Here is an 18,403-nt window from a genome sequence, read left to right as displayed (position 1 = left end):
AGTCGTGGTGGAGCGTCAGGGGGCGGTGGTCACTCCGGCGGGCGGCCCGGTGCCGGTCGGCGTCGCCAGGGGTGCAGGAGGGCGGCGAGAATCTCGCCGGTGCCGGGGAAGGACGTGGGGTCGTGCAGGCCGACGGAGGCGGGTTCACGGCCCGGGTACCAGGTGAAGCTGCCGAAGAGGCGGTCCCAGCACGACAGGTCGGAGCCGTAGTGGCCGGCTTCGGACAGATCGGTGCTGTGGTGCAGGCGGTGCTGCTCGGGACTGGCCAGCAGATGGTTGAGCGGTCCGATGCGGACGTCGATGTTGGCGTGGACGAAGTAGCCCTGGGCGGCGACGAAGAGCCCGACCACCAGCACCGCGGGGCGGGAGAATCCGACGAGGGCCAGCGTCAGTTGGACGAGGCTCTGTGCCAGGACGATGTCCAGCACGTGGTTGACGCCGTTGTTGGCGACGTTGACCTTGTCCGGCACGTGATGCACTCCGTGCAGTCGCCACAGCAGTGCGTTCCGGTGACCCAGTCGGTGCACCAGATAGCTGACGAGCGATCCGGCGAGGAGCGCGCCCGGGATCTCGATCCAGAGGCTGCGGAGCGGTTCCTCCGGCGAGATCAGGCCGACGACCAGCGCGACCAGTAGTTGCGCCAGTCCGCTTCCGGCCATGGTGAGCAGGAAGTAGACGCCGTACCAGCGCCATTCAGCCTTACCGGGGTGCCAGTTCCGGTCATAAGGAATCAGCCGCTCCAGGAGGGCCAGATAGGCGATGACCCCGATCAGGAAAAGCGAACTGACCCACGCGGGATCCCACCGCAGCGACAGCGAGGCCATACCCACGGATATGACCGAGAGGAGAAGGACCGGGTAGGCGAGGACACGGAGGATCCGGACGGGGGAAATACCGCCCCTCGCCTTCCGGCCAACCGAAAAGGCGGGCGAATAGATTTCGCCATCGGCAGAGCTCTCATGCTCGTCCATCCGTGACCCTCCACAAGTGACAGCAACGGGGAGAGAGACCTTCACATCGCATCAGAGCAGGCCAGGGCAGACCCTGGGACGTGACAGGAAACTCCGGGCGGCGGCCACGGCCCCCGCACTGGCGACTTTCAGACACCCGACCCTCATGGAATTCGGCCGTGGCGTGAACCGATGCCCCCGACCCATCAGCCCAGATCATCTATTTCCCGTTCCCACGGCTTTAATCGCGACCGGCTCACAGAAATGGTCCGGCGCATTCATCCAGGAGAGAATGCGAGAGTGATCGCACAACCGAGGCGAGTTCACTTGTGCGAACAATTTCTTCGTAGGATCATCGCGACGCTTGAAGACGGCGCATTCCGGCGCGCCGGACACCGGCACACGCCCGGGCGCGCATTCGGTGAAGGTCGGTGCGCCGGGCGCGGAACCAGCACCCCCGAAAGCTCCCCCCGAAGCGGTTCTCCGCCGGAAGGCTCCCGCCCCTCCCGAGGACTACCGCTCCTCCCAGGATTCCTGATCCTCCCGAGGGCTCCCGCTCCTTCCACCGCGGGGCACCGCCCTGCGATGATGACAGCGATGACGTGCGGGCCCCTGTCGATCAGGGGCGCCGCCCTGCCCGGGGAGGTGAACGCGGAGGAGATCGTCCGCGGGTTCCGGCAGGCGATGGCGGATCTGCTGGGCGCGGACCGCGCGGGATCGTGTTCGGCCGCAGCGCCACCCAGCTCACCTACGACTTCTCGCGCACCCTGTCCAGGGCCTGGAGCCCGGGGGACGAGGTGGTGGTCAGCCGACTGGACCGCGAGGCCAACATCCGCCCCTGGGTGTGCGCGGCCGAGCGGGCGGGGGCGCGCGGCGGTGGACTTCCTCGCGGGGCTGGGCGCCGGCGTGGCTGCGGCGGGCGGGCGCCGGATGCGGCTGCGGTCGGCGTACGCGGCGATCGGCGCCCACGAGAGGGAGCTGCGGAAGAGCATCGAGGATGCTGTGGGCGAACTGGGCGGGGTGACGGTCCACTCCCGTGCCGCCGAACGCACCCCCGCCCTGCTGCTCCCCTTCGACGGCCGGGACGCGGCCGACGCCTACCGCTCCCTCGGGGGTGCACGCGCCCGCCGGCTCCTTCTACACCCTGGAGGCCTCCCGCCACCTGGGACTCGGTGACAGCGGCGGCCTGCGCGTCGGGCTCTGCGCGTACAACGACACGGACGACGTGGAGCGCCTTGTGACGGGATGGTCGGCCTGGCTGCGGTGACGGCCCGGGCGGCTGCGGTCACCGCGCACCGGGTTCGCCAGTGCGTCCACCACGTCGGGTCCGGTGCGCCGGGGGCGGGCGACTAGGCGGCGTACTCCCAGCCGATCACCGGCCGGCGACGGTGTATCCGCGGCGGCGGGCGGACAGTTCGGACGGGGAGGCGCTCAGACCTTGCGGTAGCGGGCGTTGAACCAGGAGAAGACACCGAAGGCGACCAGGCCGAGGGCGATGGCCACCAGGAGCCACGGGCCGACGGGGGTGTCGGCGAAGGAGCGCAGGGTGTCGTCCATGCCCTTGGACTTGTCCGGCTGGTGCTCGATCGCGGCGGCCACCGCGAATCCTCCCGCTGTGGCGAACACGATGCCGCGCGCCGTTCCGCCGAAGACTCCGGTGAAGGCGACCGCCCGGCGGACCCACTGGGACGTCTCGGACATCTTCAGATGCTTGCGGTACTTCCGCAGGAGCGCTCGGACCGCGATCCAGACACCGGCGCAGGCCACTCCCACACCGGCGATCCCGACGATCCACTGGCCCCCGGGCCAGCCGAGCGCCTTGGCGGTGATGTCCTTCGACTGCTGGTCGGACGATCCGCCCCCACTTCCCGGATCACCGGCGGCGAAGGACAGTACGGAGTAGGCGACGAACCCGTAGAAGACGGAACGGCCCGCCGCCATGGCCCTCTTGGTGGCCTGTCGGCCGTCGGGACCGGCCGCGCCGAACAGTGCCTCGGACAGCCGCCAGAGCGCCATCCCCACCAGGGCGATGCCCAGCGCCCACAACAGGATCTCCCCGAAGGGCTTCTCAGCTATCTCTCCGATCGCGCCGCCCCGATCGGCCTGCTTCCCATCGCCTCCGGGCAACGCGATCCGCAGGGCCAGGGCACCCACGAGCACGTAGATCACCCCACGGGCCACGAAGCCCGCGCGGGCCCCTGCCTCCATCGCGGTGCTGTTCGCGGCTCTCCTGGCCTGGCCGCGCCCCTGCGCTGCTACTGAACGGGTATTCATGTATCCCGGTTGCCCCGGCCCTGCGGATCAATGTCATGAGCGCATCGAGAGGTGACTTTCGGTGCGGAAACGACGCGGCGGTCGGTCCGGGCGGACGCACGTCAGCGTGGGAGAGAAGGAGAAGACCCAGCAGATGGAGGACGGCACCTTCCGGACGACGGAGGGCGGCGGCCTCACGACGAAGGGCCCGGGCACAGCTGATCCCGCGCCCGGGCCTCGCGCCGGTCCGGGCACGGCCCCCCGCGTGCCCGTTCTATACGCTGAGGGCGTGACCAGCGCCGACGACCGATCGCCCCGCAGCGGCGCCCCCGAACCCGAGGCGCCGCTCGCGGGCCTCCAGGCGTTCGCGGTCGAGCTCCGCCGGATGAACGGCGAGATCAACCGGATGACCCACGGTTTCGCGGCGAACCAGCAGCTGCACCCCACGGACGTGAGCGCGCTCGCGGCCATTCTCGATGCCCCGTCGCCTCTCACACCGGGGGCGCTGCGCGAGCACCTGGGCCTCACCTCCGGCGCGGTGACGGCCTGCCTGGACCGGCTGGAACGGGCCGGTCACGTCCGCCGGGCCAGGGAGAGCACCGACCGCCGGGTGGTGCACGTGTACTACGAGGCGAGCGCCCGGACGGCGGCCCGCGACTACTTCATGCCGCTCGCCCAGGCCACGGCACGAGCCAGGGCACGTTTCAGTGAGACGGAGCTGGCGACCGTCCTGCGCTTCCTCGCCGCCATGAACGAGGAGCTGGGCGAGGTTCCCCCGGCGCGGCGCTGAGCTTTTCGGCGGCCGGGGGCGTCCGTGAAAGGACGGGTGGCCGCCGACCCACCCCCTGCGGTCGCCCGCGCGAGCGGCCCGTAATGTATTTCAACGATTGAGATTGTTCGCTACTGAGATATCTCCACCCCCGGGAGAGACATGTCCACCCCTGCACGGTCGATCCGCCGGCTGATCCCCGTCGTGCTGCTGATCGCCTGGCTCGGCATCGGCGGCGGGCTCGGCCCCTACGCCGGGAAGCTCGGCGAGGTCGCCACCAACGACCAAGCGGCCTTCCTGCCCCAGAACGCCGAGTCCACCCAAGTCATCGACGCGCAGAAGGCGTTCCAGCAGAACGAGACCCTGCCGGCCATCGTCGTCTGGACCTCGGCGGAGAAGGACGCGCCGGTGAGCGACCAGCAGCGGGAGGCCGCCACCGGCGCCCTCGCCTCGCTCGCCGGGGGCGAGGGCGTCGTCGGAGCGCCCTCCCCAGCACTGCCCTCGAAGGACGGCCTCGCCCTACAGGGCATCGTGCAGCTGAGCCCCGACCTCGGGGACGCCTTGCCCGCGGTACTGGAGAGGATCGAGACGGCGGGCTCGTCGGTGCCCGGCACGACGGTCCGGCTGGCGGGGCCCGCCGCCAGTCAGGCCGACCTGTCCGACGCCTTCGCGGGCATCGACGGGCTGTTGCTCGGGGTCGCTCTGATCGCGGTGCTCGTGATCCTGCTGCTGGTCTACCGCAGTGTGCTGCTGCCTTTCGTCATCATCCTCGGCGCCGTGTTCGCCCTCGCCCTGTCGAGTGCGATCGTCTACGTCCTCGCGGACCATGACATCGTGCGCGTGGACGGTCAGGTGCAGGGCATTCTTTCGATCCTGGTGATCGGCGCCGCGACGGACTACGCGCTGCTGCTCACCGCCCGGTTCCGGGAGGAACTCGCCCTGCACGGCGACCGGTTCACCGCGATGGGCATCGCGGTGCGCGAGTCCTTCGGTCCGATCACGGCCAGCGCCGCGACCGTGGCGGCGGGCCTGCTCGCCCTGCTCCTCAGCGACCTCACCAACAACCGGGCCCTCGGGCCGGTGGGCGCGATCGGCATCGTCTGTTCCGTCCTGAGCGCGCTCACCTTCCTGCCCGCCACCCTGGTGCTGCTGGGCCGGAAGGCCTACTGGCCGGCGAAGCCCAAGCCCGCCGACGACAAGGCCTCCGGCGGCCACGGCATCTGGCACAAGGTGGCCGCTCTCGTCGACCGGGCGCCCCGCAAGGTCTGGGCGATCACCCTGGCGGCCCTGATCGCCTGTGCCGCGTTCGCCCCCACGCTCACTTCCAAGGGCGTGCCGCTGGACGAGATCTTCGTCAACGACGCGCCGTCCGTGGCCGCCCAGCAGACGCTGAGCGAGCACTTCCCCGGCGGGTCCGGCAATCCGGCGGTGATCATCGCGGCGGCCGACCGGCTGACCGAGGTCAGCGAGGCCGCCGGCCGCACCGATGGAGTGGCGTCCGTCGCGCCGGTGAGCGAGAGCGGGCGGCCGGGCGGCGAACCGCTCGTCGTCGACGGCAGGGTCCGCGTCGACGCCACCCTCAAGGACGCGGCCGACAGCGACGGCGCCAAGGAGACGGTGGCCGCGCTGCGCACCGCGGTCCACGCGGTACCCGGAGCGGATGCGCTGGTCGGCGGCTACACCGCCCAGCAGTACGACACCCAGCGGACGGCAGAGGACGACCGCATGCTGATCGTGCCGGTGGTGCTGGCGATCATCCTGGTGATCCTGGTCCTCCTGCTGCGGTCGCTGCTGATGCCGGTGCTGCTCGTGGCGACCGTGGCGCTGAACTTCCTTGCCACGCTGGGCATCTCCTCGCTGGTCTTCACCCATGTGTTCGGCTTCAGCGGCACGGACTCGTCGGTGCCGCTGTACGGGTTCGTGTTCCTGGTCGCCCTGGGCGTCGACTACAACATCTTCCTGATGTCACGGGTCCGGGAGGAGTCGCTGCGGCACGGCACCAGGGAGGGCATCCTGCGCGGGCTCACCACGACCGGCGGTGTCATCACGTCGGCGGGTGTCGTCCTGGCGGCCACCTTCGCCGCGCTGGGCGTGATCCCGCTGGCGTTCCTGCTCCAGATCGCGTTCATCGTGGCCTTCGGCGTCCTGCTGGACACGCTGGTCGTCCGGTCGCTCCTCGTCCCGGCGCTGGTGCGGGACATCGGGCCGAAGGCGTGGTGGCCGGGGGCCCTGAGCCGGGAAGGGGCGGACGGTCAGCGCGGCACGGTCGGGGAGGCCGGGTCAGGGTCCCGGTAGGCGGCCAGGGCCCAGATGACGAAGATGTCCAGGGCGATGACGATCACCGACCAGAGGGGCGCGTACGGCAGGAAGAGGAAGTGCGCGAAGAGGTTCAGTGAGGCGACGAGGATGCCGGCCACCCGCGCCCAGCCCGCCCCCTTGAGCAGTGCGGCCCCGGTGAGGGCCACGCAGACGCCGAGCAGCAGGTGGATCCAGCCCCAACCGGTGAGGCTGATCCGGTAGAGATACTCGCCGACGTCGCCGTAGACGTCCCCGTCGGCGAGGGCCGCGATGCCCTCCAAGGCCGCGACGACGCCCTGGCAGAGCATCAGGATCCCGGCGAAGAGCACCCCGCCGGTCACCCAGAGGCTGTCCGGATCGGGCGCAGGCGCGGGGCCGGCCGGGCCGTCGGCGCGCTGCCACGGCGCGTCCCCCTGACCGGGTCCGGACCGGGGCCCCTGCGCGGAGCCGGCCGGTGACGTCGGATCGTCGGGGCCGGACGGGTCGGCGGCCCGGGAGGGGTTCTCGCTCATCAGAACTCCTCCAGCGGCGGGTCGGACCGGGTCGCCTTCGCGCGCTTGCCGACCACCGCCGCTGCGGCGACCGCGCTGCCCACGAAGGCCAGCGCGACCGTCCAGGGGCGGTCGAAGGCATGACAGGTGGCGTGGTCCACGGAGTAGCGCCCGGGACCGGTCAGCCCGATGGCCGCCGCGGTGAACCCGAGGAACGCCGGGTACTCGTAGCCGCCTCCCTGGGCGAAGAAGCCCGCCGGGGCGTGCACGGCCACCGCCCCGGCCATCGCCCCGGCGGCCGCCGCGCCCGCCGCCGGGGTGGCGAGGCCCAGCGCGAGCAGGACGCCGCCGCCCGCCTCGCCGAGCCCGGCGGCCACGGCGCTGTGCTTGGGCGGGTGGAACCCCATCGCCTCCATCGCGGCCGTGGTGCCCTGGATGCCTCCGCCGCCGAACCAGCCGGCCAGTTTCTGGCTGCCGTGGGCGGCGAGCACCGCGCCGGTGCCGACGCGCAGGGCGAGCAGGCCGAGATCACGCCGGTTGACGCAGACCATGAGGACTCCCGGGGTGAGGGGTTTCGGGTACGGATCCCACTCTCGTCGGCGGTTGGCGGGCGGGCACGGCCGAGTACGCCGTCCGTGGCGCGGGCCCGGCGCCGCAAAGGCGGGGTGCGACGCAGATCATTATGCAACTTGTTGCATAAGCGCTTGGCGGTGGTCTACAACTGACCCGACGACCCTGTGCGGAGGAGACCTCATGAGCCTGTATCCGAACCTGCTGAACCCCCTTGACCTCGGGTTCACCACCCTGCCCAACCGGGTGCTCATGGGATCGATGCACATCGGTCTGGAGGAGGCCGAGCGCGGCTTCGAACGGATGGCCGCGTTCTACGCCGAGCGCGCCCGGGGCGGCGTCGGCCTCATGGTCACCGGCGGCATCGCCCCCAGCGAGCGGGCCTGCTCCTTTCCCGGCGGGGCCAAGATGACGACCGAGGCGGAGGCGGAGCAGCACCGGGAGATCACCTCGGCGGTGCACGCGGCGGGCGGCCGGATCGCGATGCAGATCCTGCACTTCGGGCGGTACGCGCACCACCCCGGCCTGGTGGCGCCGAGCGCGCTCAAAGCCCCGATCAGCGGGTTCACCCCGATCGCGCTCACCGACGACCAGGTCGAGGAGACCATCGAGGAGTTCGTGCGCGCGGCCGGGCTCGCGCGCCTCGCGGGCTACGACGGCGTCGAGATCATGGGCTCCGAGGGCTATCTGATCAACGAGTTCATCGTCTCCGCCACCAATCACCGCACCGACCGCTGGGGCAGCTCGTACGAGAACCGCATGCGCCTGCCCATCGAGATAGTGCGCCGGGTCCGCGAGCGGGTCGGCGACGACTTCATCCTGATCTACCGGCTCTCCATGCTGGATCTGGTGCCGGGCGGCTCGACACTGGAGGAGGTCGTGACGCTCGCGAAGGAGATCGAGGCGGCGGGCGCGACGATCATCAACACCGGCATCGGCTGGCACGAGGCGCGGATCCCGACCATCGCCACCTCCGTGCCGCGCGGCGCGTTCAGCTGGGTGACCGAGAAGGTGCGCGGCGCGGTCTCCGTGCCGCTGGTGACGAGCAACCGCGTCAACACCCCCGAGATCGCCGAGGAGATCCTCGCCTCAGGCCGGGCCGACATGGTCTCCATGGCCCGGCCCTTCCTCGCCGACCCGGAGTTCGTCGCCAAGGCGGCGGCGGGCCGGGCGGACGCCATCAACACCTGCATCGGCTGCAACCAGGCCTGCCTGGACCACATCTTCAGCCTCAGGATCGCCTCCTGTCTGGTCAATCCGCGCGCCTGCCACGAGACCGAGCTGGTCCTGAGCCCGACCCGGACCCGTAAACGCGTCGCTGTGGTCGGAGCCGGTCCGGCGGGCCTCGCGTGCTCCGTCACGGCGGCCGAGCGGGGGCACGCGGTGACCCTGTTCGACGCGGCGGACGAGATCGGCGGGCAGCTGAACGTGGCGCGCCGGGTGCCGGGCAAGGAGGAGTTCGACGAGACGCTGCGCTACTTCCGTACGCGGCTGGCCGAGCTGGATGTCGAGCTGCGCCTGGCCACCCGGGCGGACGCCGGTTCGCTGGACGGCTTCGACGAGATCGTGCTCGCCACCGGCGTCGAGCCGCGTATCCCGGGAATCCCCGGCACGGACCACCCGAAGGCCGTCAGCTACCTGGACGTGCTGCGCGACGGGGCGCCGGTCGGCGACCGGGTCGCGATCGTCGGCGCGGGCGGCATCGGCTTCGACGTCGCGGAGTTCCTGACCGACGGCGGCGAGGCGGCGAGCCTGGACGCGGAGACGTTCTTCCGGCAGTGGGGTGTGGACACCGCTTACGCGGAGCGCGGCGGGCTGCGTGCTCCCGAGCGTCCCAGGTCGCCGCGCACGGTCCACCTGGTCCAGCGCAGGACCACCAAGGTCGGCGCCGGGCTCGGCAGGACGACGGGGTGGATCCACCGCACCGAACTGCGCCACCGGGGCGTCGAGATGATCGCCGGAGCCTCCTACGACCTCATCGACGACGAGGGCCTCCACCTCACCGTCGACGGCGAGCGGCGGGTGCTGCCGGTCGACACGGTGGTGCTGTGCTCAGGTCAGGAACCGCGCCGCGAGCTGTACGAGGAGCTGCGCACCGGAGCCGTCCCGGTCCATCTGATCGGCGGCGCGGACGTGGCGGACGAGCTGGACGCGAAGCGGGCCATCCGCCAGGGCACGGAGCTGGCCGCCGCACTGTGAACGCCCGGTTCGGCCCGGGCCCGGGCGCCCGCGTGAGACGGCGCGCCCCGGTCTCCGTACGTCCCTAGGATGCACCCCATGTCACTGCCGCACGCGATTCTCACCGCTCTGCTGGAGAAGCCGTCCTCGGGTCTGGAACTGACCCGCAGGTTCGACCGGTCGATCGGCTACTTCTGGTCCTCGACGCACCAGCAGATCTATCGCGAGCTGGGAAGACTGGAGCGGGCCGGGCGGATCAGGGAGCTGCCCGCGGCGGTGCCGGCACGGGGGCGGAAGAAGGAGTACGAGGTGCTGCCCGCCGGCCGCGAGGAACTGGCGGCCTGGGTGGCCCTCCCCGAGGATCCCCGGCCGGTCCGCGATCCGCTCCTGCTGCGGATGCGGGCGGCGGCGGTGGTCGGGGCGGACGGTGTGGGCGTGGAACTGCGCCGTCACCTCGCCCTGCACGAAAGCCAGTTGGCGGAGTACCGGGAGATCGAGGAACGGACCTTCACCCCCGCGCCGACGACCGATGAGGATCGGCTGCGCTATCTGGTGCTGCGGGGCGGCATCGACCTGGAGACGTTCTGGATCAGCTGGCTGGTCCGGGCCATCGCCGACCTGGACGGCTGAGCGCTGGAGGGCTGAGGGGTCGAGCCGGGTGGCCCGGGCGGCCTCCCACTCCGCGGGACACCTCTGTCGCCCTCCCGCTTCCGCGGCCGGTCAGCCGCTCGCGTGCGGTGACCTCGGGCTGGGCGGGCGGGCTCGTGTTCCGCGACTGGGCCCGGCCGAGGAGGATCACCCCGCGCACGGCCGCCGCCGTACCGAAGCGGGCGAGCACCGGCCTGACCGGGCCGCGACTCGCCCCCTTCCTTCCCTAACAAGCGCTTGGTAGATTTCAGCGGGAGTGAACGCGGCCACGAGGCCGGGCGAGCTCCGGAACCAGGGGCGAAGGGCGGAACATGGTCCACCACCACGAGATGGACTTCACCGGGCGGGCGGTGCTGGTCACGGGCGGCACCAGGGGCCTGGGGGCCGCGCTGGCGAAAGCCTTCCTGGCGGGCGGCGCCGACGTCATGGTCTGCGGGCGCGGCACACCGGCCGCGCCGCCGTCGACGGACGGGCGCGAGGCCTCGTTCCGGGTCGCGGACCTGCGGGATCCGGCGGCGGCGGCGGATCTCGTCAGCGCGACCGCCGAGCGGTTCGGCCGGCTGGACGTGCTCGTGAACAACGCCGGCGGCTCCCCGGACGCCGACGCGGCGACCGTCTCGCCGCGCTTCGTCGAGAAGGTGGTCGCGCTCAACCTCCTCGCACCCTTCTACACGGCCCAGGCCGCGAACCTGGTGATGCGGGAACAGCCGGACGGCGGGTGCGTGATCAACATCGGCAGCGTCTCCGCCCACGACCCGCAGCCGGGCACCGCCGCCTACTCCGCGGCCAAGGCGGGCCTGCTCGGGCTGACCCGGGCGCTGGCCCTCGAATGGGCCCCACGGGTCCGGGTCAACCACATCACCGCAGGCCTCATCCGCACCGAGAACGCCGCCGCGCTGTACGGCGAGGGCGGCGCCGCGGTGGCGGACATCATCCCGATGGGTCGGCCGGCCGAACCGGACGATGTGGCGCGGGCCTGCCTCTGGCTGGCCTGCGACCTCTCCTCGTACGTCAATGGAGCGGATCTCGCCGTCCACGGGGGAGGCGAGATCCCGGCCAGGCATGCGGCGCTCCGGACCGAACACCCCTTCTCGTCACCTTGACTCTATTCACCCCACCCCTTATCGTCGCAATGACGACATCGAGGGGGTCCTCATCATGGCCGACATCACCCGGCGCTTCGGCTGGCGCCACCTGAGATCCGCGCCCACCGCCCACATCCGCCACCACCACCGCGGCCGGCCGGCCCACGACGGTCAGGGGCTCAGCTTCTGGTACCGGTCACGGTCGGCGGCACTCTCCGAAGTACCGGTCGACGACCGGGAGCTGGCCATGGCGTTCCACGCCCGTACGGCCGACTTCCAGGACGTGACCGTGCAGGCGACCGTGACCTACCGGATCAGCGATCCGGCCGAGGCGGCGAACCGGCTCGACTTCTCCGTGGACCCGGACACCGGAAGCTGGCGCGGCGCACCGCTGGAACAGATCGCCACCCTCCTCACCGAGACCGCACAGCAGCACACGCTGGACGTACTGGCCCGCACCCCGCTCGCGGCGGCCCTGGTGGACGGCGTCGCCTCCGTACGCGAACGGGTCGCCACCGGTCTCACCGCCGAGCCCCGCCTCCCGGCCACCGGCATCGACGTGGTCGCCGTGCGCGTCGTCGCGATCCGCCCCGAGGCCGAGGTCGAGCGCGCCCTGCGCACCCCGGCCCGCGAGCAGATCCAGCAGGAAGCGGACCGCGCCACCTACGAACGGCGGGCCGTGGCCGTCGAGCGCGAACGCGCCATCGCCGAGAACGAGCTGGCCAGCCAGATCGAACTGGCCCGGCGCGAGGAGCAGTTGGTCGACCAGCGCGGCACCAACACCCGCCGCGAGGCCGAGGAGAAGGCCGCGGCCGATGGGGTGCGGACCGAGGCGGAGGCCGCCCGCAAGGTGCGCCTGGCCCGTGCGGAAGCCGAAGCGACGCGCGAGACGGGCGCGGCACGGGCCGAGGCCCAGGCCGCCTGGCTGCGGGTGCACGGCGAGGTCGATCCGGCCGTCCTGCACGCCTTGGCGGCGACCCGACTCGCGGAGAGCCTGCCGCGCATCGAGAGCATCACCCTCTCCCCCGACGTGCTCACCGGACTGCTCACCAGGCTCGGGCGGCCGGCGGGCGGTGCGGGCGCGTGAGCCTGGCGCCCCGGGCGGTACTCGTCCACCGGCGGACGGAGTACGAGGAGCTGCTCGCCCGGCACGGAACGCACGGCCAGGCAGCGTTCTTCCTGGCCGGCCGGGGCCGCTCGATCGACGAGATGGCCCGCCGCCACGAGGACACCCGGCTGGCGCTGCGCGAGGTGGCGGCGGCGGTGCCGCTCACCTGGCGCAGCTCCCGGGTGGAGCGGGCGGACCTGGACCGCTTCCTGTTCGCCCCGGAGGACGTGGTGGTCGTGGTCGGCCAGGACGGGCTGGTCGCCAACACCGCGAAGTACCTGTCCGGGCAGCCGGTGGTGGGCATCGACACCGACCCGGGGCGCAACCCCGGCGTCCTGGTCCGCCACCGCCACGCCGACGCGGCCGCCCTGCTGCGCGCCGCGACCGGCGCCGTAGGGAGTGCCGAAGAGCTGACCATGGTCGAGGCCGTCGCCGACGACACCCAGCGCCTCCTCGCGCTCAACGAGATCTACCTCGGGCCGCCCGGCCACCAGACGGCCCGCTACCGCCTGGGCCCCGACGGGGAGACGGCTCCCGGCGAAGCCCAGGCGTCCTCCGGGGTGCTGGTCGGCACCGGTACGGGCGCCACCGGCTGGCTCCGCTCGCTGTGGCTGGAGCGTGGCGGCACCCTGCCGCTGCCGGAACCGTGCGACAGGCGCCTTCTGTGGTTCGTGCGCGAGGCCTGGCCCTCCCCGGCGACCGGGACGTCGAGAGTCGCGGGCGAACTGGGGCGGGGCCAGGGGCTGCGGCTGACCGTGGAGTCGGACCGGTTCGTGGTCTTCGGGGACGGGATGGAGTCCGACACCCTGGAGCTGACCTGGGGTCAGAGCGTACGGCTCGGCATCGCGGACAGATCGCTGCACCTGGTGACGTGAGCGTGCCCGCCCTCCTGGGACCCGCCCGCGTCCGCCCCGGCCGCTTCGCTACGGTGGTCCGAACCCGGCACCGGAGAGCGGAGAACCAGCACCATGTCAGCCGACCCTGTCACCGAGCCCGCCCGCAACACCCGCCCGCCCATGGCGCAGGCGGCCCTCGGAGTCGGCGTGATCGTCGAGGACGGCCGGGGACGCGTACTCCTGGGCCGGCATCACAGCGGTACGTGGGAGCTGCCGGGCGGGAAGGTCGACGCGACGCGCGAGTCGATCGCCGCGGCGGGCGCCCGGGAGCTGCGCGAGGAGACGGGCCTGATGGTCGACGAGGCGGCCGTGGACGTCATCGCGATGGTCCACGACGTGATCGGCGGGATCAACCGCGTCAGCATGGCGGCCGTCGTGCGGCTCGCCTCCGGCGTTCCCGAGGTGACCGAGCCGCACCTGATCAGCGCCTGGCGGTGGATCGCACCCGAGGAGCTGCCGACCCCGCTGTTCGACCCGTCGGCACAGATCCTCGCGGCCTGGCGACCGGAGCTGGGCATCACCCACCCTCCCGCGCACGTGCTGCGGATCGCCCCGGACGAGAACCGCGCCTGAGGTACCGCTCCTACGCTCACGCACCTCCCCCACACCGGCGAACGTACCGACCAGCAAACGTACAGACGCTGTAGGCCTGTGGGCCTACAGGCCTACAGGCCTACAGATGCGAACCAATCGGACTCACTGTATGAATAGGGGACCATCCATGCGATAGGGAGTAGGACCATGGACGATTACCCGCTCCTGAACGTCTTCCTGACCATGCTGTACCTGTTCCTCTGGGTCATGTGGTTCTTCCTGCTGTTCAAGGTCGTCACCGACCTCTTCCGGGACCACTCGCTGAACGGCTGGGCCAAGGCGGGCTGGCTGGTTCTCGTCATCCTGCTGCCCTACCTGGGCGTACTGATCTACCTGATCGTCCGCGGTCGCAGCATGCACGAACGCGACGCGAAGCTGGCCAAGGACTCGGAAGCCGCGTTCCGCAACTACGTGCGCGAGGCCGCGACGAGCCAGGGCGGATCCGGCGGCAGCGACCACGTGAACGATCTCGCGAAACTCGCCGAGCTCAAGGACAAGGGCGCGCTCAACCCCGAGGAGTACGAGCGGGCGAAGGCGAAGCTGCTCGCCTGAGACCGGGCTCCGGCCCTCGCCCGATGCCGAGGGCCGGAGCCCGGCTCGCGTGTTCTATCGTGGGGTGACCTCCCAGGAAGAGCAGGCACACATGAGGCGAGCGACGACCCCCGCGGCGGCCACCGTCGCGCTGCGGGGTCTGCTCGTGCTCCTGGTGGCCGCGGTCAGCATGGTGTGTCTGCTCGGCCGGTCCTCGCCGTGGGACGCGGCCCCTTCCGGCTCGATCTCCGTATCGCAAGCGGCTACCGCAGTGCAGCCCCCGGTGGATGAGGGCTCCGCTCCGTGCGGCAAGAAACTACCGGTCGCCCTGGACGTCGCGCCGCGCTCCGACGCCGCTGCGGGGGCCGCCCCGGCGCCCGCTTCGCCGCAGTGGACGGACGGCCCCGCGCCGACGGCCGGTTCGGGCGCCTCGGTCTGCCGCGGCGGCCCCGCGCCACCGCATCCCATCACCACCTTCTCCGTTCTGCGGATGTAGGCCGGCCCTCGCGGTCGCGTCCTTGATCTCTTCCATCCCGAAACGGAGATTTCCGCATGTCCTCTTCCAGGCGCTCCTTGAGCCGGGCGGGTAAGGCGCTGCGCGCGTGGCAGGCCAGGCAGTGGCTGGTGGCGGGGCTCGGCGCCCTGGCCACGGCCGTCGCCGTCGGCGTGCCCACCGATGTGGTGCCCACCCCCCTGTTCGGCCGCTCGGTCCCCGTGCAGTGGTGGAACTACCCCGCCCTCGCCGTCACCGCCGTTCTGGCCGGCCTCGTACTGAGCACGTACGTCCGCCCAGCGGTCGCATCCCCGATCGCACCCTCGGCAGCGTCCCCGTCCACGCAGCCTCCCGGCGCCGTCCGGGACGGCCGTATGGGCGCACTCGGCGGGGTGCTTTCGTTCTTCGCCGTGGGCTGCCCCGTGTGCAACAAGCTCGTGCTCGTCCTCCTCGGGTCGTCCGGCGCGCTGAGCTACTGGGCCCCCCTGCAACCGCTGTTCGCCGTCGCGTCCGTCGCGCTGCTCGCGGAAGCGGCGCTGCGGCGCCTCTCCACCCAGAGCCGGTGCACGGTCACGCCCTCGGTCTGACGTTCCCGGCCGGTTCCGTCCTCCTTCCTCGCCCCTCTCACCGAAGAGGAGTTCGCCACCGAGAAGGCCCGCATCCCGGGGCCCTGAACGGGCGCCCCGCGTCGGGTGCCAGGTGGCTTCGCAGCTGAACGGGGCGGCCCGGACCGCGCTCGGTCCGGGCCGACCCGTTCAGGAACTCGTCGATATCAGGTGGCTGCTCCCCGGTCCGGCCCTCAGTGGGCCTGGCCGGCGCGGACATCGTCCCGGTCCGGTGTCGGGCCGGGAGGCAGGTCGGTTTCGGCGTTCCGCCGTACGGAAGGCGAGGCCGGGCCGGCGCCCCGGTCGAAGGCGGCGCCGATGACGACCACGACGGCTCCGGCGACGAGGATCAGGGAGACACCCCAGGTGGCGTTGGTCGCGCTGGCCCCGACAATGGCCAGGGCCGCCAGCGGGGCCAGTCCACCCGAGAGCGCGGCGCCGATCTCCCGCCCCGTGCCGACCCCGCTGACCCGGACGTCCGGCGGGAACTGGCGGGAGAGCAAAGAGCCTTGCGGGGCGAACATGGCCGGGGCCAGCAAGCCCGTCGCGATGATCAGACACAGCCAGATCAGGATGGAGTTCCCCGTGTCCAGCAGGACGAAGAACGGGAAGGCGAAGAGCGCCGAGGCGATGCCTCCGGCCGCCAGCACCCGGCGGCTGCCGAAGCGGTCGCTGGCCCAGCCGAAGATCGGCACGGTGACGAGGGCCGTGGCACTGGCCAGGGTGACCCCGAACGCGCCGACGCTCGCCGAGACGTCCTGGAAATCCGAGAGGTAGGCCAGCGAGAACGTCTTGAAGATGTAGCTGAGGGCGTTGTATCCCAACGAGACCGCCAGGACGACGAGAAGGCCGCGCCGCTCCTTGCGCAGCAGGGTGACGAACGGCATCTGCGGGGCGGTGTCCTTCTCCTGCTTCTGCTTCTGCCGGCTGTCGTGGAAGTCGCGCGACTCCGGCACGCGGCGCCGGACCCACAGGCCCACGCCGGCGAGGGCGAAGCTCGCGACGAACGGGATGCGCCAGCCCCAGGTCAAAAGGGCCTCCTCGTCCATGGTCGTCAGCACCGTGACGGTCAGCGACGACATCAGCAGCCCGAGGTTGAGCCCCAGGGCCGGCCAGGCACCCTGGCGGCCGCGCCGGTTCTCGTCGGCGTGCTCGTAGGCGACGACCGCCGCGCTGCTGTACTCGGCTCCGGCGCCGAGGCCCTGGAAGATACGCAGGATCACCAGGGCGACGGGGGCCGCGATTCCGGCGGTCCCGTACGTGGGAAGCAGCCCGATCAGCCCGGTGGAGATGCCCATCAGGACGAAGGTGATGATCAGGACGTTCCGTCGGCCGATGCGGTCCGCGAGGTGTCCGAACAGGATGCCGCCCAGCGGGCGGGCCAGGAATCCGGCCGCGAAGGTGGCGAAGGCCGCCATCGTACCGGTCGTACCGTCGGCCTGCGGGAAGAAGATCTTGCCGAAGACCAGGGCGGCCATGGAGGCGTAGAGATAGAAGTCGTACCACTCCAGCGCGGAGCCCACGATGGTGGCGGTGGCCACGCGGCGGCGGGCGATGGCGGGGGATGGTCCGGGGTCGTGCGCGTCTGTGTGCGGGGCGTTCGCCATGGGCTGTCCTCGATCACCGTTGAAGGAGAGGGGGATGGGGATGGGGGTGAGGGGGAAAGGGGAAGGGGCGGGGAGCGGTCAGGCCGCGGCGGACTCCTCACGCGCGATCCGGGCCGACTCCTCGTGGCCGAGCTGCTCGAAGACGTCGGCCGCGATCCGGCCGCCGATGGGGAGACTCGATGTCGCGGCGGGCGACGGCGCGTTGAGCACATGGACGGCGCGCGGGGTGCGGCTGATGACGAAGTCGTCGACCAGTCGCCCGTCCGCCGTGACCGCCTGGGCGCGCACGCCGCTTCCATGCCGCCGCATGTCCCTGCTCTCGATCTCCGGGATCAGGCGGCGCACGTCGCGGACGAACAGCGGCCAGATCAGCGACCGGCTGATCTCGGTGACCCCGTGTCGCCAGAAGCGCCGCGCGAGACCGCGCAGGGCGGGGTCCCGCAGCAGCTCGCCCACCATGCGGGGGTCGACGTCGCGCCAGCGGTAGCCCTGGCGGGCCAGCGCGGGCACGGCGTTGGGCCCCACATGGACCGAGCCGTCGAGCATGGGCGTGATGTGCACGCCGAGAAAGGGCAGCTCGGGGTCGGGCACGGGGTATACCGGGTTGTTGACCAGCCCCCGGCGGCCGGGCCTGATCTCGGCGTACTCGCCGCGGAAGGGCATGATCCGTACCGTCGGGCGGTCACCGACCGCGGCCGCGATCCTGTCGCTGTGCAGACCCGCGCAGTTGACCAGGACCCGGGCCCGGTACTCCTCGCCGGGCGTGCGGATCACGGTCCGGCCCTCGGCCTCGGCGAAGGAGAGGGCGGGTGACCGGGTGCGCAGGTCGGCGCCGAGTCCGGTCAGCTCGGCCGCCAGCGCGCGGCACACCTGGCCGAAGTCGGTCATGGCGGTGTCGGCGACCGACAGGGCGGCCACTCCGGCGACATGCGGTTCCCGCTCGGCGAACTCCGCGCGGCTCAGCCGCTGCACGGTGACGCCGTTCGCCCGGCCTCGCTCCGCGAGCGCTTCCAGACCGGGGAGCTGGGCCAGGGACGTGGCCACCACAAGCTTCCCGGTGCGCTTGACGGGCACCTCGCGCTGCTCGCAGTAGCGGATCATCTCCTCGCCACCGGCCCGGGCCAGCCGGGCCTTGAGGGAGCCTGGCGCGTAGTACAGGCCGCTGTGGATGACGTTGCTGTTGTGCCCGGACTGGTGGGCGCCCCAGCGTGCCTCCTTCTCCAGGACCGTGACGGACAGACCGGGCCGGGCACGCAGCAGCGCCCGCGCCGTGGCGAGTCCGAGCAGCCCTCCTCCGATGACGGCGACATCTATGGCACGTGACATC

At 71.8% G+C, this 18,403-nt stretch carries 17 protein-coding genes and 1 pseudogene; 12 read left to right on the top strand and 6 right to left on the bottom strand.

The features are described from left to right. Positions 1-29: 29 nt before the first annotated feature. A complete protein-coding gene (locus ACZ60Q_RS11235) occupies positions 30-971 on the bottom strand; it encodes a sterol desaturase family protein (RefSeq protein WP_469631678.1) in 942 nt (313 codons plus the stop codon). A 594-nt stretch (positions 972-1,565) separates the two neighbouring features. Here ACZ60Q_RS11235 and ACZ60Q_RS11230 point away from each other — a divergent pair. Beyond that, positions 1,566-2,217: pseudogene (locus ACZ60Q_RS11230) on the top strand (aminotransferase class V-fold PLP-dependent enzyme); the annotation flags it as partial. Positions 2,218-2,381: 164 nt separating this feature from the next. Here ACZ60Q_RS11230 and ACZ60Q_RS11225 read toward each other — a convergent pair. Then, on the bottom strand, positions 2,382-3,224 hold the full coding sequence (locus tag ACZ60Q_RS11225; RefSeq protein WP_469631675.1) for a DUF1206 domain-containing protein: 843 nt from the start codon (positions 3,222-3,224) through the stop codon (positions 2,382-2,384). A gap of 268 nt (positions 3,225-3,492) precedes the next feature. Here ACZ60Q_RS11225 and ACZ60Q_RS11220 point away from each other — a divergent pair, with 268 nt between their 5' ends. Together ACZ60Q_RS11220 and ACZ60Q_RS11215 are read left to right on the top strand one after the other, a co-directional pair. Then, positions 3,493-3,993 (top strand): MarR family winged helix-turn-helix transcriptional regulator, encoded by a 501-nt coding sequence (locus tag ACZ60Q_RS11220; protein WP_469631673.1) that lies wholly within the window; start codon positions 3,493-3,495, stop codon positions 3,991-3,993. A 141-nt stretch (positions 3,994-4,134) separates the two neighbouring features. Further along, positions 4,135-6,267 (top strand): MMPL family transporter, encoded by a 2,133-nt coding sequence (locus ACZ60Q_RS11215; protein WP_469631671.1) that lies wholly within the window; start codon positions 4,135-4,137, stop codon positions 6,265-6,267. Here ACZ60Q_RS11215 and ACZ60Q_RS11210 read toward each other — a convergent pair. Together ACZ60Q_RS11210 and ACZ60Q_RS11205 are read right to left on the bottom strand one after the other, a co-directional pair. After that, the gene (locus ACZ60Q_RS11210) at positions 6,225-6,782 is read right to left on the bottom strand and encodes a DUF7144 family membrane protein (RefSeq protein WP_469631670.1); all 558 of its coding nucleotides are present in this window, start codon (positions 6,780-6,782) and stop codon (positions 6,225-6,227) included. The genes ACZ60Q_RS11215 and ACZ60Q_RS11210 overlap by 43 nt on opposite strands. Continuing rightward, positions 6,782-7,312, bottom strand: coding sequence for a DoxX family protein (locus ACZ60Q_RS11205; protein WP_469631667.1), 531 nt, complete (start codon positions 7,310-7,312; stop codon positions 6,782-6,784). The genes ACZ60Q_RS11210 and ACZ60Q_RS11205 overlap by 1 nt, the downstream gene beginning before the upstream one ends. Positions 7,313-7,514: 202 nt before the next feature. Here ACZ60Q_RS11205 and ACZ60Q_RS11200 point away from each other — a divergent pair, with 202 nt between their 5' ends. The 9 genes from ACZ60Q_RS11200 to ACZ60Q_RS11160 all read left to right on the top strand — a co-directional run bounded on the left by ACZ60Q_RS11200 (position 7,515) and on the right by ACZ60Q_RS11160 (position 15,451). Beyond that, entirely contained in the window at positions 7,515-9,530 is a 2,016-nt protein-coding gene (locus tag ACZ60Q_RS11200; protein ID WP_469631664.1) for an oxidoreductase, read from the top strand. A gap of 78 nt (positions 9,531-9,608) precedes the next feature. Then, the gene (locus ACZ60Q_RS11195; RefSeq protein ID WP_469631662.1) at positions 9,609-10,139 is read left to right on the top strand and encodes a PadR family transcriptional regulator; all 531 of its coding nucleotides are present in this window, start codon (positions 9,609-9,611) and stop codon (positions 10,137-10,139) included. Between the two features lie 329 nt (positions 10,140-10,468). After that, complete coding sequence (locus tag ACZ60Q_RS11190; RefSeq protein ID WP_469631660.1) at positions 10,469-11,260, top strand: SDR family oxidoreductase; 792 nt, start codon at positions 10,469-10,471, stop codon at positions 11,258-11,260. 55 nt (positions 11,261-11,315) lie between these two features. Then, positions 11,316-12,329: an SPFH domain-containing protein gene (locus tag ACZ60Q_RS11185; protein WP_469631657.1), complete on the top strand. Its 1,014-nt coding sequence runs from the start codon at positions 11,316-11,318 to the stop codon at positions 12,327-12,329. Next, positions 12,326-13,225, top strand: a complete 900-nt coding sequence (locus ACZ60Q_RS11180; RefSeq protein ID WP_469631655.1) for a hypothetical protein — start codon at positions 12,326-12,328, stop codon at positions 13,223-13,225. The genes ACZ60Q_RS11185 and ACZ60Q_RS11180 overlap by 4 nt, the downstream gene beginning before the upstream one ends. 93 nt (positions 13,226-13,318) lie before the next feature. Next, positions 13,319-13,819, top strand: a complete 501-nt coding sequence (locus ACZ60Q_RS11175; RefSeq protein ID WP_469631653.1) for a nucleotide triphosphate diphosphatase NUDT15 — start codon at positions 13,319-13,321, stop codon at positions 13,817-13,819. A gap of 168 nt (positions 13,820-13,987) precedes the next feature. Further along, positions 13,988-14,392 (top strand): SHOCT domain-containing protein, encoded by a 405-nt coding sequence (locus tag ACZ60Q_RS11170; protein WP_469631652.1) that lies wholly within the window; start codon positions 13,988-13,990, stop codon positions 14,390-14,392. A gap of 91 nt (positions 14,393-14,483) precedes the next feature. Further along, a complete protein-coding gene (locus tag ACZ60Q_RS11165) occupies positions 14,484-14,867 on the top strand; it encodes a hypothetical protein (protein WP_469631650.1) in 384 nt (127 codons plus the stop codon). Between the two features lie 56 nt (positions 14,868-14,923). Further along, positions 14,924-15,451 carry a hypothetical protein gene (locus ACZ60Q_RS11160; RefSeq protein ID WP_469631647.1) on the top strand — a complete coding sequence of 176 codons (528 nt, stop codon included), beginning with the start codon at positions 14,924-14,926 and terminating at the stop codon, positions 15,449-15,451. A gap of 212 nt (positions 15,452-15,663) precedes the next feature. On the opposite strand, the gene ACZ60Q_RS11155 is transcribed toward ACZ60Q_RS11160, so the two are convergent. Next, a complete protein-coding gene (locus ACZ60Q_RS11155; RefSeq protein ID WP_469631644.1) occupies positions 15,664-17,076 on the bottom strand; it encodes an MFS transporter in 1,413 nt (470 codons plus the stop codon). A 78-nt stretch (positions 17,077-17,154) separates the two neighbouring features. Beyond that, on the bottom strand, positions 17,155-18,402 hold the full coding sequence (gene lhgO / locus ACZ60Q_RS11150) for an L-2-hydroxyglutarate oxidase (RefSeq protein ID WP_469631642.1): 1,248 nt from the start codon (positions 18,400-18,402) through the stop codon (positions 17,155-17,157). Position 18,403 lies beyond the last annotated feature (1 nt).

Source organism: Streptomyces sp. NPDC104313, assembly GCF_055583985.1.
This window is presented reverse-complemented; position numbering and strand designations above follow the sequence as displayed.